The sequence below is a fragment of the Pseudoxanthomonas fibrivorans genome (assembly GCF_041464125.1).
GTDB lineage: Bacteria > Pseudomonadota > Gammaproteobacteria > Xanthomonadales > Xanthomonadaceae > Pseudoxanthomonas.
The window spans coordinates 739,993-764,324 of sequence record NZ_JBGNUG010000001.1 but is presented as its reverse complement, the minus strand read 5'-3'; the positions used below and the strand labels follow the sequence as shown (position 1 = coordinate 764,324).

The following is a 24,332-nucleotide window of genomic DNA, read 5'->3' as shown; positions in this document are numbered from 1 at the left end:
CGCCGATCGCGCACGCGGGTGCAAGCGTCGGCCGATGCGCCTGCGCTACAGCGGCAGGACCTGCACCACCTCGCCGGCCGCATACGCGCGGACGCCCTCGTCGAGCACGATCAGGACGTCGCTGCCCGCGGCCGCACGCAACCGGTGCGAGCCGTCGGCGGGATTCGGCTGCACCTCGAGGAACGCGTCCGCGCCCTGCCCCAGCTGCCCGCGCAGCAGCTCCAGGCGCTCGTGGCGCTTGTGCCACGGCGCGGCCAGGCGCGCGCGCCAGCGCACCCGCGGCTCGCCGCGTCCCTGCAGCGCATCCAGCAGTTCGCGGCCGAGCACGGTGAACGTCGCCAGCACGGACACCGGATTTCCCGGCAGCCCGAGGACCAGCGCCCGCCCTGCCTCGCCGAACAGCACCGGCATGCCCGGCCGCATCCGCACTTTCCAGAAATGGATCCGGCCACGCGCCTGCAGCCAGCGCGGCAGGTGGTCCTTCTCGCCCGCCGAGACGCCGCCGCAGGTCAGCACGACGTCGAAGTTCCCGACCGCATCGTCCAGCACGGCATGGATCCGTTCCGGGTCATCCGGCAGCGTCGGCCAGGCCACCGGCTCCAGCCCGAGCTGCCGCAGCTGCGCCATCAGCTGGTCGCGGTTGCTGTTGTAGACCTGGCCCGGCGCCAGCGGCAGGCCGGGTTCGACCAGTTCGTCGCCGCTGGCGAAGACCGCCACTGTCGGACGCGTGGAGACCGGAAGGCGGTCGATACCCAGCGAGGCGGCCAGGCCGACGCGCGCCGGGGTCAGCACCTGCCCGGCGAACAGCACGCGGTCGCCTTCCGCGACGTCCTCGGCGCGGAGGCGCACGTTGGCCCCGGCGCGCAGGCCCGCCGGAACCGACACCCTGCCATCGGCGACGGCGGCGTTCTCCCTGATCAGCACGGTGTCGGCCCCGGCCGGCATCGGCGCGCCGGTGGTGATGCGGATGCATTCACCCGCGGCCAGCGCGAGGCCCAGATCCGGGCCGGCGAACTGGTCGCCGGCCAGGCGCAGGACGGTCTCGGCATCCGGTAGCAGGTCGCCGTGGCGCAGCGCGAATCCGTCCATGGCGCTGTTGTCGAAAGCCGGCAGGGGCACGGTCGCGACGACGTCGGCGGCCAGCACGCGGCCGTCGGCGCGCGAGGTCGCCACGCGCTCGCTGTCCAGCCGCCGCGACGCGGCCACGTCACGGATGATCTGCAGCGCCTCGCCCAGGGCGATGCGGGTATGGAAAGCGTCGTGGTTCATGCGGCTGGCGGCGCGCTCACGGCAGCGGGATGCGCGCCGCGGCGAGGTCCTGGAGCGTGTTGAGGTTGCCGAAGCGTACCCCCGGCAGGCGCACGCGGGCCAGCTCGAGGCGGCGCTGGAGATCGCGCGGCGCCAGCTCGCCCGCGGCGATCGCGGCCGGCAGCGCCGCACGCAATGCATCGCGGCGATAGAGCGCCACCAGCGGCTGCAGGCCGTCGTCGTCCTCGGCCACCGCGCCATGCGCCGATGCGCCGCTGGCCAGCGTGCGCACCAGGCAGTCATTGACGTCGAACAGGTCGACCGGGAGCGTCAGCAGCCACCCGGTGGTGCAGGCCGCGGCCAGTGCATCGATGCCGGCGAGCGGACCGCTGCCTTGGGCCAGGCGGTCGCCCACCACCTGCAGGCCGGCGGCGGCATGACGCTCCCGCCCGCGGTTGGCGCTGACCAGCACCGGGCCGGTTTCACCCGGGAAACGATGCGCGAAACGCAGCACCTGCGGAACGCCGTCGCGCTCGATCCAGGCCTTGTCGATCCCGCCCAGCCGGGTGCCGCGGCCACCGGCCAGCAGGCCCAGGGTCAGGTCATCGGCGGCGAAAACCGCCGGCACCTCACTTGCCGCGCTTGACGTGCCGCATCAGTCGGCGCTTGCGCGCGACCTGGCGGTCGGTGAGCTCGTTCTTCTTGCCTTCGTACGGGTTGGCGCCCTCGCGGAACAGCATCCGCACCGGCGTGCCGACCAGCTTGAAGCGCTTGCGGAAGAAGTTCTCCAGGTAGCGCTTGTACGATTCGGGCAGGTCCTTCAGGCGAGTCCCGTGGACGACGAAGGTCGGCGGGTTCTCGCCGCCCGGGTGCACGTAACGCAGCTTGGACACATGGCCGCGGACGCTGGGCGGCGGGTTGGTCTCCACCGCGATCTCCAGGGTCTTGTTGACCTCGCTGGTGCTGAAGGTGCGGATCGCGGAGGCGTGGGCGCGGTGCACCGCGCGGAACAGCTCGCGCAGGCCGGACCCGTGCTTGGCCGAGATGCGCACCGCCTCGGCCCAGGGCACGAACGCCAGCTTGCGCGACAGCAGCGCCTCGGCCTGTTCGCGCTGGTAGGTGGTCAGCCCGTCCCACTTGTTGACGGCGACCACCAGCGCGCGGCCCGCATCGAGCACCGCGCCGAGCACGGTCGCGTCCTGGTCGGTCACGCCCTCGGTGGCGTCCAGCATCAGCACCGCGACCTGGCAGCGCTCGATCGCCTGCAGCGTCTTGACCACGCTGAACTTCTCGACCGCTTCCTCGACCTTGCCCTTGCGGCGGATGCCGGCGGTGTCGATCAGGCGATACCGCCTGCCGTCGCGCTCGAGGTCGGCGGCGATCGAGTCGCGGGTGGTGCCGGGCACCTCCGAGGCGATCATCCGCTCCTCGCCGAGCAGGCGGTTGACCAGCGTCGACTTGCCCACGTTGGGCCGGCCGACGAAGGCCACGCGCAGCCGCTCCGGATCGTTGTCCAGCTCTTCCCCGCTGCCCTCTTCCGGCAGCCGCCCGAGGACTTCCAGGTGCAGGTCGTCCAGCCCCTGCCGGTGCGCGGCCGAGACGGCCAGCATGTCCGCGAAGCCGTAGCGCGCGAACTCGGCGCGGACGGCCTCCTCGTGGGTGCCGTCGATCTTGTTGATCACCAGCAGGGTCGGCCTGGACAGCTTGCGCAGCCAGGCCAGGATCTCGTCGTCCAGCGCCGAGGCGCCTTCGCGGCCATCGACCACGAACAGCACCAGGTCGGCCTCGCCCGCGGCGGCGCGCGCCTGGCGCGCGGTCGCGCCGGCCAGGCCTTCCTCGTCACCGGCGATGCCGCCGGTGTCCACCAGCAGGAACGGGCGGTCCGGATCCAGCCGGCACACGCCATAGTGGCGGTCGCGGGTGACGCCCGGTTCGTCGTGGACCAGCGCGTCGCGGCTGCGGGTCAGCGCGTTGAAAAGGGTCGACTTGCCGACATTCGGCCGTCCGACAAGTGCAACCAGCGGCAACATCGCGCGATCCCTGCCTGCATCCGTCCGCTCAGTCCAGACGGAAGGCGGTCAGGCCGCCTTCGACGTTCTGCACCAGCAGGATGCCGTCGACGACCACCGGCTGGGCCTTGATCGTCTTGCCGCCCACGCGCTCGCGCGCAGCCATCGCGCCGTCGGACAGGCGCAGCCAGTGCACGTAGCCGTCGAAATCGCCGACCACCGCGTAGTCGCCCTGCACCGCCGGACCGGTCAGCGAACGGCGCGCGAGCGCCGGCTGCGACCACAGCGCCGCGCCGTTGCTCTTGTCCAGGAGGTAGACGGTACCGGCCGGGCTCGACACCGCCAGCCCGGACGAGGCCACGCCCATGCCGCCGATGCCGCCGTGTTCGCTCTGCCACATCGGCCGCCCGGTCGGGCCGTCGATGGCGACCGTGCGGTTCTTGAAGCTGCTCACGAACAGCTGGGTGCCGTCGATCAGCGGCGCGCTGTCCACGTCGGCCATGCGTTCCAGCTCGGTCCGCCCGTCCGGGGTACCGATCGTCTGCTGCCAGAGCTGGCGGCCGTCCTGCAGCGCCAGGGCGCTGAGGGTGCCGTCGTCATTGCCCGAGAACAGCACGCCGGGCGCCCACGCCAGCGGCGCGTTGCCGCGCACGGTGAGGGCCGGGAGCTCATGCTCGCTGAACCAGCGGCGTTCGCCGGTGGAGGCGTCGAACGCGGTGATGCGCCCATCGTTGCTGCGCACGTAGACCGTGCCCTGTGCGACCAGGGGGGCGGCAATCACCTCGCTGGTCACCTTGGCCCGCCAGCGTTCGCTGCCGGTACCGGCATCCAGCGCGATGACGTCGCCCGCCAGGCTTCCGACCACGACCAGGCCATCGCCCGCGCCGGGTCCACCGGACAGGCGCAGCGCGTCGTCCTTCTCGCCACGGAACTGCCAGACCTGCTTGCCCGTCTGCAGGTCCAGCGCGGTCAGCCGGTCTTCGGCGGCGGCGGCGAACACCCGGCCGTCGAGCACCGCGGGCCCCTGGCGCGCGCCGATCTTGCGCTCGCCATCACCCAGGTTGGCCGACCAGATCTTCGAGGGACGGACACTGGGGTCGAAATCGACCAGCTCGGCAGGTTCGGCGGCTTTCTTGGCCTCCGCGTCCTTGCCGGCGAACCAGCCCTTGACCGTGCTGCACCCGGACAGCGTGACCAGCACGAGGCCGGCGGCCACCAACGGGCGGAGTGTGTGGATGCCAGCCATGTCAGATCGCCTCCACCGGCTCGGGGACCTGGCCACCGGCTTCCTGCAGTTTCAGTTCGACGCGGCGCCGCGCCGGCGAGGCCACGTCGGTCGCGGCCAGCGCCTTGGCATAGGCGTCGCGGGCTTCGTCGCGCTTGCCGGAGGCCAGCAGGGCATCGCCGCGCAGCTCCAGGCCGGCGCCGCCGGTGTCGCCGTCCAGCAGCTTCAGCGCCTCCTCCGGCTTGCCGGTGGCGTTGAGCAGCTGGGCCAGGCGCTCGTTGACGAGGGGTTGCAGCGAAGGCTCGACCTCGACGCCACGGAGGGTCGCGATTGCTTCCTCGGGCTTGCCGGCTTCGACCTGCGACTTGGCCACCCGCAGCGCAGCCAGGGTCGCGTACGTGCCCTTCTGGCCTGCCAGCAGCGCGCCGGCCTTGTCGACCGCGCCGGCATCGAGCTGCTTGATCGCTTCGGCGTAGGCGGAATGGGCCTGGTGCTGCTGCTGCGCCTGGTGGGCAACCCACCAGCGCCAGCCGTAGATGGCGGCGATACCCAGCGCCAGCCCGCCGAGGATGCCCAGCGCATTGTTGCGCAGCCACGAACGGACGCGTTCGCCCTGCTCGTGTTCGTCAAGAAGGTCGTCGATTGCCATGCAGTTCCCTGCCCCGCGCGGGACCCGGCGGGGTCTTGCTGTCCCAGTGGAGTACCGGCCGGCGCCGGTTATTCGGCAGCGGTGACGGAACCGTCAGAGGATACCGCAAAGCGGGCGACGTTCGCCCGCTGGTACGGCGACGTATCCACGATACTGCCGGATTGCTGAACGCGTACCACCGAGGCATTCCCCAGCACCACGCGAGCCACGGAGGCGGCGTCGAAACTGCGGGTATCCCCGGCACGCATCAGGCCCTGGTCCAGGGTGCTGCCGTCGCGGCCGGCCACCTGCATCCAGCTCTCGCCGCTGAATTCGAGCACGAGCCGGCCGGCCGGCGCAGCACTGCGGTTGACCGGCGCCAGCGAGGCGACGTACGGGGCGCTGGCCTCGGCCTCTTCGTTGCGTGCGACGCTGGTGGACGGCGTGGCCGGCAGCGCCGGTTCGGCGCCCGGCGCCGCTGCCGGCGCGCTTTCGGCCGGCACCGCGTCGAGCGATGCCGTGGCCGGGGGCGTATCGCTGAAATGGGAACGGGTGGCGAGCCACACCGGCACCGCGATCGCCGCGGTGATCACCACGTAGACAGCGCGTCGACCGGCGCTTTCCATCAGGCGCTGGTAGCGGGGCGTGTGCGCGTGGCTTACCAGGTCGACCGGAGCGGCGGGCGCGACATCCGTTTCCAGGAACGGCTCGACGTCGACGCCGAGCAGCCGCGCATAGCTGCGTAACTGGCCGCGCACGAACACGCTGGCGCCGATCACCTGCCAGCGGCCGTCCTCGAGGGCCTCCACCACGCGTACCGGCATCCGCAGGCGCGTCGCGACTTCCTGCAGGCTCAGGCCGGCGGCGGTCCTGGCTTCGCGCAGGCGCGCGCCGCTCTCCCGAGCATCGCCATGGATGTTCGCGCTGGCTTCCTGGATCACTGTGACCCTTCCCCGGTACTGGAAAGCACGGCTTGCGGGAACTCCGCCCTCAGCCGCTGCTGGTATCGACTGGCGGCCGCCTTGTCGCCAAGCCTCTCTTCGATCCTGGCCGCGAGTTGTAACACGGATGCATCGGCCGGCGCAGCCGCCAGCCTGCGTTCCGCGAACGCACGCGCCTCGAAATACTGACCCCGGCCATATTGATACTCCGCCATGCTGGCCAGCGCATAGGCATTTCGGGGCTCGATCTCCAGAGCGCGACGCAAATCACGCTCGGCGCGTTCGCCCTGCCCGCTTTTCAGGGCGCAGCCCCCGGCATTGGCCAGGGCCGAGCCCGGCGTGCGGTAGTTCGGCGCGGCCAGCGCACGGTCGAACCAGACCAGTGCTTCCGCCGGGTAGCCGTTCGCACACAGCCAGGCACCGTAGTTGTTGAGCACCTCGCCCCTTTCCGGGGCCAGCTCCGCGGCCCGCCGATAGTGCTCGCCGGCCTGCGCACCCTGGCCGCGGCGGGCGGCGATGGCACCCAGCAGCGTATACGCGTCCACGGCGGCCGGATCGATCTTGAGTGCCCTGCGGGCCTGCTTCTCGGCTTCGGCGAGGTCGCCCGAGGCGAACCTCTGCGCGGCGAGCCCGAGGGTCTCGCGCACCTGCACGCGCTTCTTGGTGGCCTCGCTGTCCGCGTAGCTGTATTCGGGCGCGACCTGCTCGCTGCCCTTGATCTTCGGCGGCTTGACGGTCGGCGACTTGGAGCACGCCGCCAGCAGCAGCGCACCCGCCAGCAGGATCAGCCGCGCCTCAGGCCGCATGTCCGTCGACCTGGCCCTTCGGGTCCGGGGCGCGGTCCAGGCCGCGACGGAACTCGGCCTGCCTGCGCGTCCGGTCCATCACCTGGCCCTTGAGCTGGCCACAGGCGGCATCGATGTCGTCGCCGCGGGTGCGGCGCACCATGGTCAGCACCTGCGAATCGAGCAGGATCTTCTGGAACGCGCGGATCTGGCCCTCGTCCGAGCGCTCGTAACGGGTGCCCGGGAACGGGTTGAAGGGGATCAGGTTGACCTTGCCCGAGTCCCGCGCCTGTACGGCGTTGTCGAACTGGCGCATCAGCTTGGCCAGCTGGCGCGCATGCTCGGGCTGGTCGTTCACGCCCTTCATCAGCGTGTACTCGAACGTCACCGAATCACGCTTCTTGTTCGCCCGCAGGTAGCGCGCGCAGGACGCCATCAGCTCGGCGATCGGGTACTTCCTGTTGAGCGGGACCAGGGTTTCGCGCAAGGCGTCGGTCGGCGCATGCAGCGAGACGGCCAGCGAGACGTCGCTTTCGGTGGACAGGCGGTCGATCATCGGCACCAGGCCCGAGGTCGACAGGGTCACGCGCTTGTTGGCCAGCCCGTAGCCCAGGTCGTCGCGCATCACGCTCATCGCGCGGACGACGTTGTCGAAGTTCATCAGCGGCTCGCCCATGCCCATCATCACCACGTTGGTGAGGCGGCGCTGCTGGTGCGGCACGTTGCCCAGGTGGCGCGCGGCGACCCAGACCTGGCCGATGATCTCGGCCGTGGTCAGGTTGCGGTTGAAGCCCTGGGTGGCGGTCGAGCAGAAGGTGCAGTTCAGCCCGCATCCCACCTGGGAGGACACGCACAGCGTGCCGCGGCCCTTGTCGGGGATGTAGACCGTCTCGATGGCGTTCTTGCCGTCGGCGCCCATGGCCAGCAGCCACTTGTGGGTGCCGTCGGCGGAAGGCTTGTCGAACACCACGTTGGGGACGACGACCTCGGCATGCGCATGCAGCTTGGCGCGCAGCGCCTTGCCGAGGTCGGTCATCTGGTCGAAATCGTTGACGTAGCGGTGGTGGATCCACTTCATCACCTGGTGGGCGCGGTAGCGCTGCTCGCCGAGGGTTTCGGCGAAGAAGCGCTCCAGGCCCTCCCGGTCCAGTTCGAGCAGGTTCTGGCGCGGCACGCCCGCGGCGAGCGGCTCGCCGGAGAGGGTGACACTGGGGATCTGCTGCAAATCGGACACGTGCTTACATCCTTCGCTGGTCGGGCGCGATCAGCGCGACACCACTTCCGTGGCGGCGAAGAAGTAGGCCACCTCGATCGCGGCGTTCTCGACCGAATCGGAGCCGTGCGCGGCGTTGGCGTCGATCGACTCGGCGAAGTCGGCGCGGATGGTGCCCGGCGCGGCTTCCTTCGGATTGGTGGCGCCCAGCAGCTCGCGGTGCTTGAGCACGGCGTTCTCGCCTTCCAGCACCTGGATCATCACCGGGCCGGAGATCATGAACTCGACCAGCGCGTTGAAGAACGGACGCTCGCGGTGCACGGCGTAGAAGCCCTCGGCCTCGCGGCGCGACAGCTGCTTGTACTTGGCGGCCACGACCTTCAGGCCGGCCTTCTCGAAACGGGAGTAGATTTCGCCGATGACGTTCTTGGCGACGGCATCGGGCTTGACGATCGAAAGGGTGCGCTCAAGCGCCATGGACTTCTTCTCTAGTGACGGACGGACATTCCGGACCAGGATGGCCGGAGGTTAGCACGAAAAACCCGCGTCGGGACGCGGGCTTAGCTTCAAATGCGTAGCGGGATTCTAGCATCGGCGCCCGGGCTTTGCTGAAGCCCGCCCCGGCAACCGTATTGCTGCACCGCAAAATGACCCGGCCGGGCGCCAGGCCTAGGATAAAACAATCGTTTGATTCACGCGGACCCGCGACGCCGATGGGCATGGGCAAGCCAGCACACTTCTCCACCAAGGACCGGATCCTCGGCGCCGCCGAGGAACTGTTCGCCCAGCACGGCTTCGCCGGCACCTCGCTGCGCCAGGTCACCGGCCTGGCAGCGGTGAACATCGCGGCGGTCAACTACCACTTCGGCTCGAAGGAGAACCTGGTCAACGAGGTTTTCCGGCGGCGCATGGACGGCATGACCGCCAGCCGCCTGCAGCAGCTCGAAAGTGCCCTTCGCGACCACCCGGGCGAGCTGGAGCCCATCCTGGCGGCCTTCATCGAACCGGCCCTCGCGCTGGCCCAGGACCGCAATGGCGGCGCCTCGTTCGTCCGGGTCATCGCCCGCGCCTACGCCGAGCACAACGAAAGCCTGCGCAAGTTCCTGTCCGACCACTACGGCCATGTGCTGCGCGAGTTCGGCAAGGCGCTGGCCGGCTGCCTGCCGGACCTGGACAAGGAAACCCTGTACTGGCGCCTGGACTTCCTGGCCGGATCGCTCACCTACGCGATGTCCGACTTCGGCCTGATCAAGCGGCCGCCCGGCGCCAGCGAGGCCACCCATCGGGCGCGCGCAGCCCGCGAGCTGATCCGTTTCGCCGCCGCAGGCCTTCAGGCTTCGGCAAAGTAATCACGCCAAATCAACGGGTTGAAAGACATGTCACAGAAACTTCTTGTACGTCGTGCCGCCGTCCTCGGCGCCGGTGTGATGGGCGCGCAGATCGCCGCCCACCTGACCAACGCGGGCGTGGACACCGTCCTGTTCGACCTTCCCGCCAAGGAAGGTCCGGCCGATGGCGTGGTGCTCAAGGCCGTCGCCAACCTCGGCAAGCTCAGTCCGGCCCCGCTGGCCAGCAAGGCCCTGGCCGAAGCGATCACGCCTGCGAACTACGAGACCGGCCTGGAACAGCTGAAGGACTGCGACCTGATCATCGAGGCCATCGCCGAGCGGATGGACTGGAAGCAGGACCTGTACAGGAAGATCGCCCCGTTCGTGGCCGACCACGCCGTGCTGGCCTCCAACACCTCCGGCCTGGGCATCAACAAGCTGGCCGAGGTGCTGCCCGAGCAGCTGCGCCACCGCTTCTGCGGCGTGCACTTCTTCAACCCGCCGCGCTACATGCACCTGGCCGAGCTGATCCCGGCCACCACCACCGACAAGGCGGTGCTGGAAGGCCTTGAAACCTTCCTGACCACGAACCTGGGCAAGGGCGTGGTCTACGCCAAGGACACCCCGAACTTCATCGGCAACCGAATCGGCGTGTTCTCGATCCTGTCGGTGATCCACCACACCCGCAAGTTCGGCCTGGGCTTCGACGAGGTCGACGCGCTGACCGGCCCGCTGGTCGGCCGGCCGAAGTCGGCGACCTACCGCACCTCCGACGTGGTCGGCCTGGACACCATGGCCCACGTCATCAAGACCATGGCCGACACCCTGCCTGGCGACCCGTGGCACACGTATTTCCAGTCGCCGGACTGGCTGGCCGCGCTGATCGCCAAGGGCGCGCTGGGCCAGAAGACCGGCGCGGGCATCTTCCGCAAGGTCGGCAAGGACATCGTGGTCCTGGACCTGGATAAGCAGGACTATCGCGCCGCCGACCGCAAGGCCGCCGACGAGGTGGTCGAGATCCTCAAGATCAGGAACCCGGCCGAGAAGTTCGCGAAGCTGCGCGAGAGCGCGCACCCGCAGGCGCAGTTCCTGTGGGCCGCGTTCCGCGACCTGTTCCATTACAGCGCCTACCACCTGGCCGACATCGCCCACACCGCGCGCGACGTCGACCTGGCCATCCGCTGGGGCTACGGCTGGTCGCTGGGTCCGTTCGAGACCTGGCAGGCCGCCGGCTGGAAGCAGGTCGCGCAGTGGATCGCCGACGACATCGCCGCCGGCAAGGCCATGAGCGACGCGCCGCTGCCGGCCTGGGTGCTGGACGGCCGCGACGGCGTGCACGCGGCCGCCGGCAGCTACAGCCCGGCCGACAACGCCCTGGTGCCCCGCTCCACCCTGCCGGTCTACCAGCGCCAGCGCTTCCCCGATCCGCTGCTGGGCGAGAAATTCGACGCCGGCACGACCGTGTTCGAGAACGACGGCGTGCGCATGTGGCACGACGGCGACGGCATCGCCGTGGTCGGCTTCAAGACCAAGATGAACACCGTTTCCGACCAGGTGCTCGATGGCCTGCAGGAAGCGATCACCATTGCCGAACGTGACTTCCAGGGCCTGGTGATCTGGCAGCAGAAGGAGCCCTTCTCCGCCGGCGCCGACCTGGCCGGCGCGCTGGGCGCGCTGCAGGCCGGGAAGATCGAGCAGTTCGAGGCGATGGTCGCCAACTTCCAGCGCACCAGCCAGCGGATCAAGTACGCGCTGGTGCCGGTGGTCGCGGCGGTGCGCGGGCTGGCCCTGGGCGGCGGCTGCGAATTCCAGATGCACAGCGCCCGCACCGTGGCCCACCTGGAGAGCTACATCGGCCTGGTCGAGGCCGGCGTGGGCCTGCTGCCGGCCGGTGGCGGCCTGAAGGAACTGGCGGTGCGCGCCTCCCGTGCGGCCGGTCCCGGCGGGGACGTGTTCGCCGAGCTCAAGAAGACCTTCGAGACCGTCGCCATGGCCAAGGTCTCGGCCTCCGCGCTGGAAGCCAAGGAGCTGGGCCTGCTGCGCGCGGACGACAAGGTGGTGTTCAACGCCTTCGAACTGCTGCATGTCGCCAAGGCCGAAGCCCGGGCGCTGGCCGAGTCCGGCTACCGTCCGCCGCTGCCGGCACGCCGCGTCCAGGCCGCCGGCGACGTGGGCATCGCCACCTTCCGCATGCTGCTGGTCAACATGCTCGAGGGCCGCTTCATCAGCCCGTACGACGACGAGATCGCCACCCGCATTGCCACCGTGCTCAGCGGAGGGGAGATCGACCGCGGCGCGCTGGTCGACGAGGAGTGGCTGCTGAAGCTCGAGCGCAGGCACTTCGTCGAACTGGCGCAGCAGGAAAAGACCCAGGCCCGCATCGGCCACATGCTCAAGACCGGCAAGCCGCTGCGCAACTGAGCGACGAACGAGGACATACCGACATGATCAAGCAAGTACAGGACGCCTACATCGTCGCCGCCACCCGCACCCCGGTCGGCAAGGCACCCAAGGGCATGTTCCGCAACACCCGCCCCGACGACATGCTCGCCCACGTGCTCAGGTCCGTGGTCGCACAGGCGCCGGGCATCGACACCTCGCGCATCGACGACGCGATCATCGGTTGCGCCATGCCCGAGGGCGAGCAAGGCATGAACGTGGCGCGCATCGGCGTGCTGCTGGCCGGCCTGCCCGACACCGTTGCCGCGCAGACCATCAACCGCTTCTGTTCGTCCGGCCTGCAGGCCGTGGCCCTGGCCGCCGACCAGATCCGCCTGGGCAACGCCGACCTGATGCTGGCCGGCGGCACCGAATCGATGTCGATGGTGCCGATGATGGGCAACAAGGTGGCCCTGTCTCCGTCGGTCTTCAAGGATGACCACGTCGCCATCGCCTATGGCATGGGCATCACCGCCGAGAAGGTGGCAGAGGAGTGGAAGGTCTCCCGCGAGGAACAGGACGCCTTCGCGGTGGCCTCGCACCAGAAGGCGCTGGCGGCGATCGCGGCCGGCGAGTTCCGCGACGAGATCAGCCCCTACGAGATCCTCTCGCACATACCCGACCTGGCCGGCAACACGATCCAGCTGCGCAAGAAGCTGGCCGATAGCGACGAGGGCCCGCGCGTGGACACCTCGATGGAAGGCCTGGCCAAGCTGCGCTCGGTGTTCCGCAACGGCCAGTTCGGCGGCACCGTCACCGCCGGCAATTCCTCGCAGATGAGCGATGGCGCCGGTGCGGTCCTGCTGGCTTCCGAGCAGGCGATCAAGGATTACGGCCTGACGCCGCTGGCCCGCTTCGTCAGCTTCTCGGTGGCCGGCGTGCGCCCGGAAGTGATGGGCATCGGCCCGATCGCCGCGATCCCCAAGGCGCTGAAGCAGGCAGGCCTGACCCGCGACCAGCTGGACTGGATCGAACTCAACGAAGCCTTCGCCGCGCAGGCGCTGGCCGTGATCCGCGACAGCCAGCTGGATCCGTCCAAGGTCAATCCGCTGGGCGGCGCCATCGCCCTGGGCCATCCGCTGGGTGCCACCGGAGCGGTGCGCACGGCCACGATCGTCCATGGCATGCGCCGTCGCCAGCAGAAGTACGGCATGGTGACCATGTGCATCGGCACGGGCATGGGCGCGGCCGGGATCTTCGAGGCGCTCTGAGTCCCAGGCGCCCGGCGCAATCGCTCGCAAGGCAAGAAAAAACGGCGCCCATGGGCGCCGTTTTCCTGTGGCCGCTCGATGCGGCGGCTTGCCTTGCCGCGGATCAGTCCTGGTCCCTCACCCCGAGCTCGCCGAGCGCGCGCTGCATCATGTCCCGCGCCGGGTCGCTCAGCTTCTCATGGTCCAGTGCATACCGGATCGTCGCCTCGATCAGGCCGATGTGGGTTCCGCAATCGAACCGCGTGCCCTGGAAGCGGTAGGCGTTGACCTGCTCTTCGGCCAGCAGGGCCGCGATCGCGTCCGTCAGCTGGATCTCGCCGCCCGCGCCCGGGGTGGTCGCTTCGAGCAGCTCGAAGATGCGGGGATTCAACACATAACGGCCCACGACCGCCAGGTTGCTCGGCGCCACCTCGGGCTTCGGCTTCTCCACGATGCCGTTGATCCGGCCCTGCCTGCCATCGAAGGCCTCGGTGGCGACGATGCCGTAGCTGCCGGTCGCCTCGTGCGGGACGTCCTGCACGGCGATCACGCTGGCCCCGCTCGCCTCCGCGGCGTCGGCCATCTGCTTGAGGGCGCCTGGCCCGCGATTCCAGATCAGGTCGTCCGGCAGGAGGACCGCGAACGGCTCGTCGCCCACCACGGCCCTGGCGCACAGGACCGCATGCCCGAGACCGAGCGCCTCGGCCTGGGTCACGAAGATCGCGCGCACGCCGTCGGGGAGCACGTGTCGCACCAGTTCGAGCTGCTCGGTCTTCCCTGCCCGCTCGAGCTTCTGCTCGAGCTCGTACGCCTTGTCGAAATAGTCCGCGACCGCGTGCTTGTAGCGGTTGGTAATGAAGACCAGGGTGTCGCACCCAGCCTCGATCGCCTCGTCCACCGCGTACTGGATCAACGGCCGATCGATGATCGGCAGCATTTCCTTGGGAACGGTCTTGGTGGCGGGCAGGAAGCGGGTACCCAGACCCGCCACCGGAAATACAGCCTTTCGGATCCTTCGCGACGTCATCGTGTCGATCTTGCCTCACGCGCAGGGAACTGGACGATGACGGCATCCGCTTCCGGGTCCGACGCCAGCGTGGCCGGGACGAACTCGGGGATCACGTCGTGGAGGATCTGGCGGAGCGACGCTTCGTCGTAACGCGCGACCGCGTCGCGAATGCGTTCCACGCCGGAACGAACGTGTTCGGACGAAGATTCGCGCGCCCCGGCCTCGAGGATCTTGGAGTGCGATGTGGGCCGGTAGTGCTCGTCGGCGTAGAACAGGGTCTCGTGCAACTTCTCCCCGGGGCGCAACCCCGTGTAGACCACCGCGATGTCGCGCCCCGGCTGCTTGCCGGCGAGCCGGATCATCTGCTCGGCCAGCACGCGGATCGGCACGGGTTCGCCCATGTCCAGGGTATAGATGGCCGCGTGCGAACCGGAAGCCGCCGCCTGCACGATCAGCTGGCAGGCTTCCGGGATGGTCATGAAATAGCGGGTGACCTCGGGATCGGTGACCGTGACCGGCCCGCCCTTGCGGATCTGCTCCCGGAACACCGGCACCACGCTGCCGGCGGAGTCGAGCACGTTGCCGAAGCGCACCGTCACGAAGCGGGTACCGCTGCTCTTGGCGTCCAGGGACTGGGCGATCATCTCCGCGAATCGCTTGGTCGCGCCGAGCACGTTGGCCGGATCCACCGCCTTGTCGGTCGAGATGAAGACGAACGTGCCGACGCCGTTCTCGCCGCACAGCCTGGCCACAGTGTCGGTGGCCAGCACGTTGTTGCGCACCGCCTCACGCAGCTGTGCCTCGAGCAGGGGCACCTGCTTGTAGGCGGCGGCATGGAAGACCGCGTCAGGCTGCGCCTGGCGCAATGCGTGCAGGGTGACGGCCGGATCGCCGCAGTCGCCGAGGATGGCGTCGATCTCGAGGTCCGGGAATGCGCGCAGGAGGTCGCCGTGGATGGTGACCAGGGCGAGTTCATTGACCTCGAGCAGCACGATCCTGCGGGCGCCATGGCGCGCGCACTGGCGGCACAGCTCCGAGCCGATCGAGCCTCCGGCGCCCGTCACCATGACCGTGCGGCCACCGAGCCAGCCGCGGATGAGCTTCCAGTCAGGGGTAACCGGCTTGCGACCGAGCAGGTCTTCGATCGCCACTTCCTTCAGCTCGCCAGGCAAGGCCTGGCCCTCGAGCACGTCGATCAGCCGGGGCACGGTGCGGAACGGCAGGCCGGTCCGCTCGCATACCGCCATCACCCTTTGCATGGCGGCGGCGTCGAGCGACGGCATGGCGATGACGAGCATGCCGGCGGCGGTTTCCTTGGCCACCAGCGGCGCGTCCTCGAGCCGGCCGAGGACGGGGACGCCATGGACGCGCGAACCCCTGAGCCGGGGCGCATCATCCAGGAAGCCCACCGGCTCATAGGCGCCGGAGCGACGCAGGTCGCGTACGAGGGCCTCGCCTGCACGACCCGCGCCCATGATCAGGACACGCCGGGCCGCCATTGTCCGCTGGCCGACATGGTGGTCCTTCCAGACACGGTAGAGCAGGCGCGGCATGCCGAGCAGAACGGTCAATGCAAACGGGTATACGACCAGGACCGTGCGCGGGACGGACTCGATCCGGTTGTAGACCGCCAGCCCCAGGACAATGGCCAGCAGGCCGAAAGTGCCCGCCTTCAGGATGTTCCACAGATCCGGCACGCTGGCGAAACGCCACAGGCCGCGATACAGGCCCACCCGCCAGAACACGAGGCCCTGGGCCACCAGCACCAGGGCGATGGTCCACGAAAAATCCAGCCACGGATAACCTTCGTGGCGGCTGGCATAGCGCAGCACGTGGATCAGCTGCCAGCAGACGAAGACCATGAACAGGTCGTGCGCTACCACCGCAACACGGGCTAGCGCAGCGGCGGAGTTGGATCCAGGGTTCATGGTTCCTCTTGGTATGTCCGTTTACCCGGTGATCCGCCGCCTGAGCCAGAACCACCCGAGGGTCGCGAAAGCGAACCAGACACCCGTGGCCGTCCCCATGGCCGCGGGAGACATCATGTTCAAAAACAGCGCAAGGATAGCAGTGACAAAGCTGAATGCAGCGTAGATGGACGTCACATAACGGTGACTTTTCCCACTCCGTACCCATTGCTGGTACAGGTGGGTGGCATGGGGTTTCCACCAGGCTTCGCCGGCCAGCATGCGCCGCGCCAACGTCAAGGTCGCGTCAACAAGGAAGGCGCAGAAGGGAAGCAGCAGCACTGCCATGGGCAGGCCGGGGCGATCCAGGGTGCCCAGCGAGGCCACCCAGGCCAACGCGTACCCCAAGGTGCCGCTGCCCACGTCCCCCAGGAAGATCCGTGCCCGCGGAAAATTGAAGGGCAGGAATCCCGCCGCGGCCGCCGCGAGGGCCCACCCCGCCGGTCCCGCGGAGGGCGCCAGGAGGACGAAGGCAATGGAGGCCAGCATGGCCTGGGTGGTTGCCAGCCCGTCGATGCCGTCCATGAAGTTCCAGACATTGACGAGGACCGGCACCAGTCCGGCCGTCACCAGCGCCAGCATCCAGCGCCCTTCCGCGCCATGCAGGCCCCACGCCAGCACCAGGCCCGCAGCGCATTGCACCGCGAGTCTTGTCCAGGGCGACAGCGGTCTGTGGTCGTCGATCCAGCCGATCCCCGCCACGAGGAGCAGGCCACCAGCGGCGCAGGCCGCCTGCATCGGCGACATGACCGACAGATGGACGGCGACCACGCAGCCCGCAAGCAGCGCTACCGTGATTCCGATCCCTCCGCCGCGCGGCGTGGGTTCGGCATGGCTGCGCCGGTCGCCCGGCAGGTCAACGAGGTTCCGTCGCCTGGCATAAAGCAGCGCCAGCCACGTGGCGAGCGCCGACACCGCCGAGTGGAACGCCAGCCACGCCACCGGCCCCATCAGACGACGGCGTAGTTGAGCAACGGCTTGACGGTGCCCCACTCCTTGCAGCTTGGGCACTGCCAATGGTGCGTGCGCGCACCGAAGCCGCACCGGGTGCAGCGGTAGCTCGGATTGCGCACGAGCAACTGGTCGGTGATGTGCTTCAGATCATGCAGGGTGGCGGTGCTGTCGGCCCCGACCGCGAGGGTCAGGTCGATCAGTGCCGCCTCGCCGCGCACGGAGGGCCGGTCCTTCAGCTGGCGCCCCAGGTAGTCGCGGGCCGCCTTCGCACCCTCCTGCCCCTCGATCAGGCGGGTCAGCGCCAGCACCGGCGCGATCCCCCGGTAGTGTTCGCCCATTTCCGCGAGGAAGGCCCGCGCGCCGGCGTTGTCGCCGACCGCGGCGTAGCAGGCCAACAGGCTCGGCAGGAACTCCGGAAGATAGTCCGGATCATGGCGGGCCGCCCGCTCGAAGGCGCGGATCGCACCCTCGGGGTTTTGCGAATCCGCCTCGATGCGTCCTTCGAGGATGCCCGCGCGCACACTGGTCGCATCCGCCTGGTATGCCCGGGCGATGGCGACCCGGGCCCCGTCGAGTTCGCCGTTGGCGCGATGCCTGTCGGCCAGTTCGCACTGGAACTGGGCGACCAGCTTGCCCATCGGCTCGCCGGTCACTTCCTCATAGCGCATGGCGTTGTCGATCGCCCGTTCCCAGTCGCGCTCCGCCTGGTAGATACCGATCAGGTGCTTGAGCGCCTGCGGCGCGCGCTCGTCGATCCTGGCCAGGTCGGTGAACACGGTCTCCGCCCGGTCGAGCAGGCCCGACTTCATGTAGTCCTCGCCGAGCGCCAAAAGTGCCTGCACCCGCTGCTGGTCGCTGAGGTCGTTGCGTTGCACGAGCCCCTGGTGCAGCCGGATCGCGCGGTCCACTTCACCGCGGCGCCGGAACAGGTGGCCAAGGGCGACCTGGGTCTCGAACGTCTCCTTGTCCAGCTCCGCGATATGCAGGAACAGCTCGATCGCCTTGTCGGGCTGCTCGTTGAGCAGGTAGTTCAGGCCCCGGAAGTAGGTACTGGAAAGCCGGCTGACCTGGGTGTCCCCGTGCCGCTGGCCGCCGCGCCTGCCGACCACCCAGCCGGTGAGCGCCGCGATCGGCAGCAGCAGGAAGAACCAGAACCACTCGTTGAGGAATTCCATCGAATCAGTTTCCCTGGAAGGGCGGACGCGGCGCGTCGGACGCGACGGCGGACGGGGTCGGCCGACCCGCCCGGCGCAGGCGCGCCTGCAGCGGCAGCACGGTGGTGGCCATCACGATCCCGCCCCCGAGGAGCACGCCGGCAAGCAGCGCCACGGTGATCGCGATGCCGGTGGTCGTCACAACCTCGACCACGCCGAAATCGAGCACGATCCGCTCCGGATTGAGCGAACCCAGCACGAGTCCGGCCGCCAGGAAGGCGACGAGCACGAGCAGACGGAGGATGTTCATGTCCCGACTCCGGCAACGGTCGGGCGAAGCTTAACGGACCGCGGAGCGGTCGACGAGCGGTCAGGCGCCGTCGTCGGCGGAAGCGGGGGCCGGCAGGACGTCGCTCACCTTCTCGCGCAGCTCCTTGCCGGGCTTGAAGTGCGGCACATGCTTGCCCGGCAGGGCGACCGAGTCGCCGGTCTTCGGATTGCGGCCCAGCCGAGGCGGCCGGTAATGCAGGGAAAAGCTGCCGAACCCGCGGATCTCGATCCGTTCGCCGGAGGCCAGCGCACCGCCCATCATCTCCAGCAGCGACTTGACGGCGAGGTCCACGTCCTCGGCCTTCAGGTGCGACTGGCGGCGAGCCAGGATCTCGATCAGTTCGGACTTGGTCATCTCAGGCGGGCTGGATGGGTGTGGACAGGCCGCGGCGGCCCGGGATCACCGGGCCGCCGCGGTTCTGCTTCTTCGGTCTTACTCGGACTTGCCGCCCAGCTGCGCACGCAGCAGCGCGCCCAGGCTGGTGGTGCCGGCGGCGGCCTCGGCGGCCGTCTTGTTGTACTCGGCCAGGGCTTCGGCGGTCTCCGCCTCGTCCTTGGCCTTGATCGACAGCTGCAGGGTGCGGCCCTTGCGGTCCATACCCACGAACTTGGCTTCGACCTTGTCGCCGACCTTCAGGTGCTGGGTGGCATCGTCGACACGCTCGTTGGCGATGTCGCGCGCGGCCACGTAGCCCTCGATGCCGTCGGCCAGTTCGATCGTGGCGCCCTTGGCGTCCACTTCCTTCACCGTGCCCTCGACCTTCGAGCCCTTCGGGTTGGTCGCCATGTACTGGCCGAACGGATCCTGCTCCATCTGCTTCAGGCCCAGGCTGATGCGCTCGCGCTCCGGATCGACCGCCAGCACGACCGCGTCAAGCGTGTCGCCCTTCTTGTAGTTGCGCAGGATGTCCTCGCCGGTGGTGTTCCAGCTGATGTCGGACAGGTGGACCAGGCCGTCGATGCCGCCGTCCAGGCCGATGAAGATGCCGAAGTCGGTGATCGACTTGATCTGGCCGGACACCTTGTCGTTCTTCTTGTGGATCGCGGCGAAGGTCTCCCACGGATTGGCGGCGACCTGCTTCATGCCCAGCGAGATGCGGCGACGCTCCTCGTCCACGTCCAGGACCATGACCTCGACCTCGTCGCCGACCTGCACGACCTTGGACGGGTTGACGTTCTTGTTGGTCCAGTCCATCTCCGACACGTGCACCAGGCCTTCCACGCCCGGCTCGATCTCGACGAACGCGCCGTAATCGGTGACGTTGGAGACCTTGCCGAACACGCGGCTGTTGGCCGGGTAACGGCGGGCGATGTTGTCCCACGGATCCTCGCCCAGCTGCTTCAGGCCCAGCGAGACGCGGTTGCGCTCGCGGTCGAACTTCAGCACGCGCACGTCGAGCTCGTCGCCGACGTTGACCACTTCGGACGGATGGCGGACGCGCTTCCAGGCCATGTCGGTGATGTGCAGCAGGCCATCGATGCCGCCCAGGTCGACGAACGCGCCGTAGTCGGTGAGGTTCTTGACCACACCCTTCAGCACCGCGCCTTCCTGCAGCTTCTCCATCAGCTGCTCGCGCTCCTCGGAGTGCTCGCTCTCGACCACCGCGCGGCGGGAGACGACCACGTTGTTGCGCTTGCGGTCCAGCTTGATGAGCTTGAACTCAAGCTCCTTGCCTTCCAGGTAGGCCGGGTCGCGCACGGGGCGCACATCGACCAGCGAACCGGGCAGGAACGCGCGGACGTCCTTGATGTCGACGGTGAAGCCGCCCTTCACCTTGCCGCTGATGCGGCCGGTGATGGTCTCGTTCTTCTCCAGGGCTTCTTCCAGCTCGTCCCACACCATCGCGCGCTTGGCCTTCTCGCGCGACAGCACGGTCTCGCCGAAGCCGTTCTCGATGGAGTCGAGCGCGACCTTGACCTGGTCGCCCACGCCCACGTCGATCTCGCCTGCGTCATTCCGGAACTGCTCGATCGGCACGATGCCTTCGGACTTCAGGCCGGCGTTGATCACCACGACATCGCCGCGGACTTCCACGACGGTGCCGACGACGATCGCGCCCGGCTTCAGCTTGGCCAGGTTGGCCTGGCTCTGTTCGAACAGTTCGGCAAAAGATTCGGTCATTGTTGATTACTCGGTTGAACACACGGACGGAATGCGTGCGGCGTCTGTCGCCGTGCCCCCGCCCCCCTGATCGGCCCGGAGGCCTTGTGTGGTTGGTTGGATGAAACCGTCGTGGTCGTCCACGACGGCGCCTCGCGCCTGCGCGCTTTCTGCTGCGTTCGGGCCGGGCCCTGCAGGAATGGTCAGCCGGCGCGTGGTGGCACCAGCGCCAGCACCCGATCGACCACGTCCTCGATGGAAAGGCCAGTGGTATCGAGGAGGACGGCGTCATCGGCCGGCTTCAACGGGGCCACCGCGCGCTGGGCATCGCGGGCGTCGCGGGCAAGGATCTCCCGCAGCAGACCGTCAAATGTAACCGAAACCCCTTTTTCCTTCAACTGGTTATGGCGCCTGCGGGCGCGCTCGTCGGCGCTGGCGGTCAGGAACACCTTGGCCGTGGCATCGGGGAAGATGACGGTCCCCATGTCCCTGCCGTCCGCGACCAGGCCCGGCTCGCGGCGGAATGCGCGCTGGCGCTCCTTCAGGGCGGCGCGGACCTCCGGGATGGCGGCGATCGCCGAAGCCAGGGTGCCGGTGGTCTCCAGGCGCAACTCGTCGGTGGCGTCGGTGGCGTTGACCAGCACCCGCAGGCCGGCCGGACCGTCCCGGAACTCGATGGCCGTATCGAAGGTGCAGCGGACCAGCGCCGCCGCGTCCGACAGGTCCAGGTCGGCCCAGCTGGCGGCGACCCCGACCGCCCGGTACAGGGCACCGGAATCCAGGTAATGCCAGCCCAGCCGGGTAGCCACCAGCCGGCTTACGGTACCCTTGCCGGCCCCGGAAGGGCCGTCGATGGTGAGGACCGGGACAGTGGACGGCATGGCGGCTCCGAGGGGATCTGGGGCGCGGATTGTAGCCGCGCGCCCGCCCCGGCCCGGACCTTCGCGCAACCGCTTGAAAGAGCAAAGGAAACCCGGATAGAATGGCGGGCTTGTTTGCACGCCTCGGCCACAACGGCCCTGGCTTCCCATCCGTCGTCCTCCGAGGTGTGTCATGAAAGTCCTGTCCTCCCTGAAGTCGGCGAAGGCCCGTCACCGCGACTGCAAGGTGGTCCGCCGCCGCGGCAAGGTCTTCGTGATCTGCAAGTCGAATCCGCGTTTCAAGGCCCGCCAGCGCTGAGCAGGCAGGCGTGCCCGGCCGACCGGGCGCGGATCCACGCGAAGGCCGCAGCGATGCGGCCTTCGACGTTTCCGGCCCCGCCTGCCGCGGATGTTGACGCCGGCCCCACCTTGGACCGGGTCCGTCTGCTTACAATCGGGCGGCAACACACGTGCCCGCGCGGCTGGCGCCGGCGGCCATCCATCCACGGGGAGAGCAATGCGATGACCCATCGTCCCAATACCTTCGTCCTGCTGGCCCTGCTCGCCCTGTGCGGCGGCGCCCGGGCCGACACCCTGCTGGTCGAGCGCGCCAACCAGGCGCCCGCCGTCGCCCAGCCCACCCGCGGCCTGACCATGGGCGAGGTGGAAGCACGCTTCGGCGCCCCGCAGGAAAAGCTTGATCCGCGCGGCGGCCAGAAGCGGCAGTGGCCGATGATCAACCGCTGGGTGTACCCGCAGTTCATCGTGTACTTCGAGAAGAACAAGGTCATCGACGTGGTCGCACGCCAGGCCGATTCCCAGGAAATCGGCCCCAAGCCGCCGATCCGCTAAGCCGCACGCCGTGCCCGCGCCACGCGGGCACGGCCGGTCCGCGACGCGGACCCCGACTGCCCTGCCCGGCGCCGCCGGGCCCGACGAGCCTTACCCGGAATGACCGATACCCTGCGCTTCCCCGCCGAATGGGAACCCCAGGCCGCGATCCTCATCGCCTGGCCGCATGCCGGCACCGACTGGGCCGAGCGCCTGGCGCAGGTCGAGGAAACCTACATCGCGCTGGTGGCGGCGATCACCCGCTTCCAGGACGCATGGATCTGCGTGGCCGACGACGACCTGCAGACCTACGCCGAGGCGCGCCTGCGCTCGGCGCGGGTGGACATGGCGCGCGTGCGCTTCATCGCGTTCGACTACGACGACACCTGGCTGCGCGACTCGGGCCCGATCACGCTGCGCGACGGCGAGGGCTTCCGCGTGCTGGACTTCCGCTTCACCGCCTGGGGCGGCAAGTTCGAGGCCGGACGCGACGATCGCCTGGTGGAGGCCCTCGCCCGCGAGGGCGTGTTCGGCGATGCGACGCGCCAGCGGATCGATTTCGCGCTCGAGGGCGGTGGCATCGAGACCGACGGTGCCGGCACCCTGCTCACGACCTGGCACTGCCTGCACGAGCGCCATCCGCAAGCCACCCGCGAGGAACTGGATGCCGACCTGCGCGGCTGGCTCGCCCAGGACCGGGTGCTGTGGCTGGACCACGGCTACCTCGAAGGCGACGACACCGACGCCCACATCGATACGCTGGCCCGGTTCGCGCCCGGCGACGCGATCGTCTTCCAGGCCTGCGACGATCCCTCCGATTCGCACTACCCGGAACTGCAGGCGATGGCGGCGCAGATCGCCACCCTGCGCACGCCCGACGGGCGTCCGTACCGGCTGTTCCCCCTGCCCTGGGCCGCGCCGGTCCTCGACGAAGGCAGGCGCCTGGCGGCCTCGTACGCCAACTTCCTGGTGGTCAACGGCGCCGTGCTGATGCCCGCGTACGGCGATCCCGCCGACGGGCGCGCGGCGGCGGTACTGGCCGACGCCTTCCCGGGCCGGGAGATCGTGCAGGTGCCTTGCCGCCCGCTGATCTGGCAGAACGGCAGCCTGCACTGCATCACCATGCAGCTGCCGCGCGGCCTGGGCCGCTGAAAGCCGGCCGCCGCGGCCGGTCTTCAGATCCCGGTGAGCCGCACCGGGTTACCATCGCACTTCCCCGCGAACCGCCCACGCCGATGAGCCGCAAGACCCTTTCCGTCGCCCTCGTCCAGGAACGCAACCACGGCGATGCCGACGCCAACCTGGCGGCGATCGAGCAGCGCGTGGCCGAAGCGGCCGCACAGGGCGCGAAACTGGTGCTGCTGCAGGAACTGCACAACGGCGCCTACTTCTGCCAGCACGAGTCGGTCGCCGAGTTCGACCTGGCCGAACCGATCCCGGGCCCCAGCACCGAACGCCTCGGCGCGCTCGCGAAGAAGCACGGCGTGGTGATCGTCGGCTCGCTGTTCGAGCGCCGGGCTGCCGGGCTGTACCACAACACCGCGGTGGTGCTGGAAAAGGACGGCACCCTGCTGGGCAAGTACCGCAAGATGCACATTCCGGACGACCCGGGCTTCTATGAGAAGTTCTACTTCACGCCGGGCGACATCGGCTTCCGGCCGGTGGATACGTCGGTCGGCCGCCTCGGCGTGCTCGTGTGCTGGGACCAGTGGTATCCGGAGGCCGCGCGCCTGATGGCCCTGGCCGGCGCCGAACTGCTGCTGTATCCGACCGCGATCGGCTGGGATCCGGACGACGACCAGGACGAGAAGAACCGCCAGCGTGACGCGTGGGTGCTCAGCCACCGCGGGCACGCGGTGGCCAACGGCCTGCCGGTGCTGTCCTGCAACCGCGTCGGCCACGAGCCCTCGCCGCTGGGCGCGTCGGGCATCCGCTTCTGGGGCAACAGCCACGTGCTCGGCCCCCAGGGCGAATTCATCGCCGAAGCCGGCGGCGAGCCCACCGTGCTGGTCTGCGACGTCGACCTGCAACGCAGCGAGCACGTGCGCCGCATCTGGCCGTTCCTGCGCGATCGCCGGATCGATGCCTACGGCGACCTGCTCAAGCGCTACATCGACTGA

General features: G+C 69.2%; 24 protein-coding genes. 7 read left to right on the top strand and 17 right to left on the bottom strand.

Annotated features, from left to right (window positions below):
• Positions 1-45: 45 nt before the first annotated feature.
• The 9 genes from ACA089_RS03610 to ndk form a co-directional block, all read right to left on the bottom strand.
• Entirely contained in the window at positions 46-1,269 is a 1,224-nt protein-coding gene (locus tag ACA089_RS03610; protein ID WP_372013440.1) for a molybdopterin molybdotransferase MoeA, read from the bottom strand.
• Positions 1,270-1,285: 16 nt separating this feature from the next.
• Positions 1,286-1,876 (bottom strand): molybdenum cofactor guanylyltransferase, encoded by a 591-nt coding sequence (mobA, locus tag ACA089_RS03605; protein WP_372013439.1) that lies wholly within the window; start codon positions 1,874-1,876, stop codon positions 1,286-1,288.
• 1 nt (position 1,877) lies between these two features.
• Positions 1,878-3,278 (bottom strand): ribosome biogenesis GTPase Der, encoded by a 1,401-nt coding sequence (gene der / locus ACA089_RS03600; RefSeq protein ID WP_372013437.1) that lies wholly within the window; start codon positions 3,276-3,278, stop codon positions 1,878-1,880.
• Between the two features lie 28 nt (positions 3,279-3,306).
• On the bottom strand, positions 3,307-4,503 hold the full coding sequence (gene bamB, locus ACA089_RS03595) for an outer membrane protein assembly factor BamB (protein WP_372013436.1): 1,197 nt from the start codon (positions 4,501-4,503) through the stop codon (positions 3,307-3,309).
• A gap of 1 nt (position 4,504) precedes the next feature.
• Positions 4,505-5,131, bottom strand: coding sequence for a YfgM family protein (locus ACA089_RS03590; RefSeq protein WP_372013434.1), 627 nt, complete (start codon positions 5,129-5,131; stop codon positions 4,505-4,507).
• Positions 5,132-5,199: 68 nt separating this feature from the next.
• Positions 5,200-6,051, bottom strand: a complete 852-nt coding sequence (locus tag ACA089_RS03585; protein ID WP_372013432.1) for a helix-turn-helix domain-containing protein — start codon at positions 6,049-6,051, stop codon at positions 5,200-5,202.
• On the bottom strand, positions 6,048-6,839 hold the full coding sequence (pilW, locus tag ACA089_RS03580) for a type IV pilus biogenesis/stability protein PilW (RefSeq protein WP_372017640.1): 792 nt from the start codon (positions 6,837-6,839) through the stop codon (positions 6,048-6,050). The genes ACA089_RS03585 and pilW overlap by 4 nt, the downstream gene beginning before the upstream one ends.
• Positions 6,840-6,846: 7 nt before the next feature.
• Positions 6,847-8,061: a dual-specificity RNA methyltransferase RlmN gene (rlmN, locus tag ACA089_RS03575; protein ID WP_372017639.1), complete on the bottom strand. Its 1,215-nt coding sequence runs from the start codon at positions 8,059-8,061 to the stop codon at positions 6,847-6,849.
• 39 nt (positions 8,062-8,100) lie between these two features.
• On the bottom strand, positions 8,101-8,526 hold the full coding sequence (gene ndk, locus ACA089_RS03570; RefSeq protein ID WP_162375564.1) for a nucleoside-diphosphate kinase: 426 nt from the start codon (positions 8,524-8,526) through the stop codon (positions 8,101-8,103).
• 242 nt (positions 8,527-8,768) lie between these two features.
• On the opposite strand from ndk, the gene ACA089_RS03565 reads away from it, so the two are divergent.
• From ACA089_RS03565 to ACA089_RS03555, 3 genes are read left to right on the top strand one after another with little or no spacing between them, the layout of a single operon-like run.
• Entirely contained in the window at positions 8,769-9,398 is a 630-nt protein-coding gene (locus ACA089_RS03565; RefSeq protein ID WP_372013430.1) for a TetR/AcrR family transcriptional regulator, read from the top strand.
• A 27-nt stretch (positions 9,399-9,425) separates the two neighbouring features.
• On the top strand, positions 9,426-11,798 hold the full coding sequence (locus ACA089_RS03560; RefSeq protein WP_372013428.1) for a 3-hydroxyacyl-CoA dehydrogenase/enoyl-CoA hydratase family protein: 2,373 nt from the start codon (positions 9,426-9,428) through the stop codon (positions 11,796-11,798).
• Between the two features lie 23 nt (positions 11,799-11,821).
• Positions 11,822-13,027 (top strand): acetyl-CoA C-acyltransferase, encoded by a 1,206-nt coding sequence (locus ACA089_RS03555; protein ID WP_372013426.1) that lies wholly within the window; start codon positions 11,822-11,824, stop codon positions 13,025-13,027.
• Positions 13,028-13,130: 103 nt separating this feature from the next.
• On the opposite strand, the gene galU is transcribed toward ACA089_RS03555, so the two are convergent.
• From galU to cmk, 8 genes are all read right to left on the bottom strand, one after another.
• The gene (galU, locus tag ACA089_RS03550) at positions 13,131-14,033 is read right to left on the bottom strand and encodes a UTP--glucose-1-phosphate uridylyltransferase GalU (RefSeq protein ID WP_372013424.1); all 903 of its coding nucleotides are present in this window, start codon (positions 14,031-14,033) and stop codon (positions 13,131-13,133) included.
• On the bottom strand, positions 14,030-15,943 hold the full coding sequence (locus tag ACA089_RS03545; RefSeq protein WP_372013422.1) for a polysaccharide biosynthesis protein: 1,914 nt from the start codon (positions 15,941-15,943) through the stop codon (positions 14,030-14,032). Before ACA089_RS03545 ends, galU begins: the two co-directional genes overlap by 4 nt.
• A 21-nt stretch (positions 15,944-15,964) precedes the next feature.
• On the bottom strand, positions 15,965-16,933 hold the full coding sequence (locus ACA089_RS03540) for an MraY family glycosyltransferase (protein ID WP_372017637.1): 969 nt from the start codon (positions 16,931-16,933) through the stop codon (positions 15,965-15,967).
• Positions 16,933-18,111: a lipopolysaccharide assembly protein LapB gene (lapB, locus tag ACA089_RS03535; protein WP_372013420.1), complete on the bottom strand. Its 1,179-nt coding sequence runs from the start codon at positions 18,109-18,111 to the stop codon at positions 16,933-16,935. The genes ACA089_RS03540 and lapB overlap by 1 nt, the downstream gene beginning before the upstream one ends.
• Before the next feature lie 4 nt (positions 18,112-18,115).
• Positions 18,116-18,400, bottom strand: coding sequence for a hypothetical protein (locus ACA089_RS03530; RefSeq protein ID WP_372013418.1), 285 nt, complete (start codon positions 18,398-18,400; stop codon positions 18,116-18,118).
• 60 nt (positions 18,401-18,460) lie between these two features.
• Complete coding sequence (locus tag ACA089_RS03525; RefSeq protein ID WP_372013416.1) at positions 18,461-18,775, bottom strand: integration host factor subunit beta; 315 nt, start codon at positions 18,773-18,775, stop codon at positions 18,461-18,463.
• Positions 18,776-18,853: 78 nt separating this feature from the next.
• Positions 18,854-20,542 (bottom strand): 30S ribosomal protein S1, encoded by a 1,689-nt coding sequence (rpsA, locus tag ACA089_RS03520; protein ID WP_372013414.1) that lies wholly within the window; start codon positions 20,540-20,542, stop codon positions 18,854-18,856.
• Positions 20,543-20,724: 182 nt separating this feature from the next.
• Positions 20,725-21,402 (bottom strand): (d)CMP kinase, encoded by a 678-nt coding sequence (cmk, locus tag ACA089_RS03515; protein WP_372013413.1) that lies wholly within the window; start codon positions 21,400-21,402, stop codon positions 20,725-20,727.
• 172 nt (positions 21,403-21,574) lie between these two features.
• Between cmk and ykgO the strand changes: the two genes are divergently transcribed.
• The 4 genes from ykgO (at position 21,575) to ACA089_RS03495 (ending at position 24,332) form a co-directional block, all read left to right on the top strand.
• Positions 21,575-21,700: a type B 50S ribosomal protein L36 gene (gene ykgO / locus ACA089_RS03510; RefSeq protein WP_010342887.1), complete on the top strand. Its 126-nt coding sequence runs from the start codon at positions 21,575-21,577 to the stop codon at positions 21,698-21,700.
• Positions 21,701-21,903: 203 nt separating this feature from the next.
• On the top strand, positions 21,904-22,233 hold the full coding sequence (locus ACA089_RS03505) for a hypothetical protein (RefSeq protein WP_372013408.1): 330 nt from the start codon (positions 21,904-21,906) through the stop codon (positions 22,231-22,233).
• Between the two features lie 99 nt (positions 22,234-22,332).
• The gene (locus ACA089_RS03500; RefSeq protein ID WP_372013406.1) at positions 22,333-23,364 is read left to right on the top strand and encodes an agmatine deiminase family protein; all 1,032 of its coding nucleotides are present in this window, start codon (positions 22,333-22,335) and stop codon (positions 23,362-23,364) included.
• 83 nt (positions 23,365-23,447) lie between these two features.
• Positions 23,448-24,332, top strand: coding sequence for a carbon-nitrogen hydrolase (locus tag ACA089_RS03495; protein WP_372013404.1), 885 nt, complete (start codon positions 23,448-23,450; stop codon positions 24,330-24,332).

Coding starts and splice junctions, on each gene's coding strand:
- ACA089_RS03610 (WP_372013440.1), bottom strand. CDS start 1,269: ATGAACCACGACGCTTTCCATACCCGCATCGCCCTGGGCGAGGCGCTG.
- der (WP_372013437.1), bottom strand. CDS start 3,278: ATGTTGCCGCTGGTTGCACTTGTCGGACGGCCGAATGTCGGCAAGTCG.
- bamB (WP_372013436.1), bottom strand. CDS start 4,503: ATGGCTGGCATCCACACACTCCGCCCGTTGGTGGCCGCCGGCCTCGTG.
- ACA089_RS03590 (WP_372013434.1), bottom strand. CDS start 5,131: ATGGCAATCGACGACCTTCTTGACGAACACGAGCAGGGCGAACGCGTC.
- ndk (WP_162375564.1), bottom strand. CDS start 8,526: ATGGCGCTTGAGCGCACCCTTTCGATCGTCAAGCCCGATGCCGTCGCC.
- ACA089_RS03565 (WP_372013430.1), top strand. CDS start 8,769: ATGGGCAAGCCAGCACACTTCTCCACCAAGGACCGGATCCTCGGCGCC.
- ACA089_RS03560 (WP_372013428.1), top strand. CDS start 9,426: ATGTCACAGAAACTTCTTGTACGTCGTGCCGCCGTCCTCGGCGCCGGT.
- ACA089_RS03555 (WP_372013426.1), top strand. CDS start 11,822: ATGATCAAGCAAGTACAGGACGCCTACATCGTCGCCGCCACCCGCACC.
- galU (WP_372013424.1), bottom strand. CDS start 14,033: ATGACGTCGCGAAGGATCCGAAAGGCTGTATTTCCGGTGGCGGGTCTG.
- ACA089_RS03545 (WP_372013422.1), bottom strand. CDS start 15,943: ATGAACCCTGGATCCAACTCCGCCGCTGCGCTAGCCCGTGTTGCGGTG.
- ACA089_RS03540 (WP_372017637.1), bottom strand. CDS start 16,933: ATGGGGCCGGTGGCGTGGCTGGCGTTCCACTCGGCGGTGTCGGCGCTC.
- lapB (WP_372013420.1), bottom strand. CDS start 18,111: ATGGAATTCCTCAACGAGTGGTTCTGGTTCTTCCTGCTGCTGCCGATC.
- ACA089_RS03530 (WP_372013418.1), bottom strand. CDS start 18,400: ATGAACATCCTCCGTCTGCTCGTGCTCGTCGCCTTCCTGGCGGCCGGA.
- ACA089_RS03525 (WP_372013416.1), bottom strand. CDS start 18,775: ATGACCAAGTCCGAACTGATCGAGATCCTGGCTCGCCGCCAGTCGCAC.
- rpsA (WP_372013414.1), bottom strand. CDS start 20,542: ATGACCGAATCTTTTGCCGAACTGTTCGAACAGAGCCAGGCCAACCTG.
- cmk (WP_372013413.1), bottom strand. CDS start 21,402: ATGCCGTCCACTGTCCCGGTCCTCACCATCGACGGCCCTTCCGGGGCC.
- ykgO (WP_010342887.1), top strand. CDS start 21,575: ATGAAAGTCCTGTCCTCCCTGAAGTCGGCGAAGGCCCGTCACCGCGAC.
- ACA089_RS03505 (WP_372013408.1), top strand. CDS start 21,904: ATGACCCATCGTCCCAATACCTTCGTCCTGCTGGCCCTGCTCGCCCTG.
- ACA089_RS03500 (WP_372013406.1), top strand. CDS start 22,333: ATGACCGATACCCTGCGCTTCCCCGCCGAATGGGAACCCCAGGCCGCG.
- ACA089_RS03495 (WP_372013404.1), top strand. CDS start 23,448: ATGAGCCGCAAGACCCTTTCCGTCGCCCTCGTCCAGGAACGCAACCAC.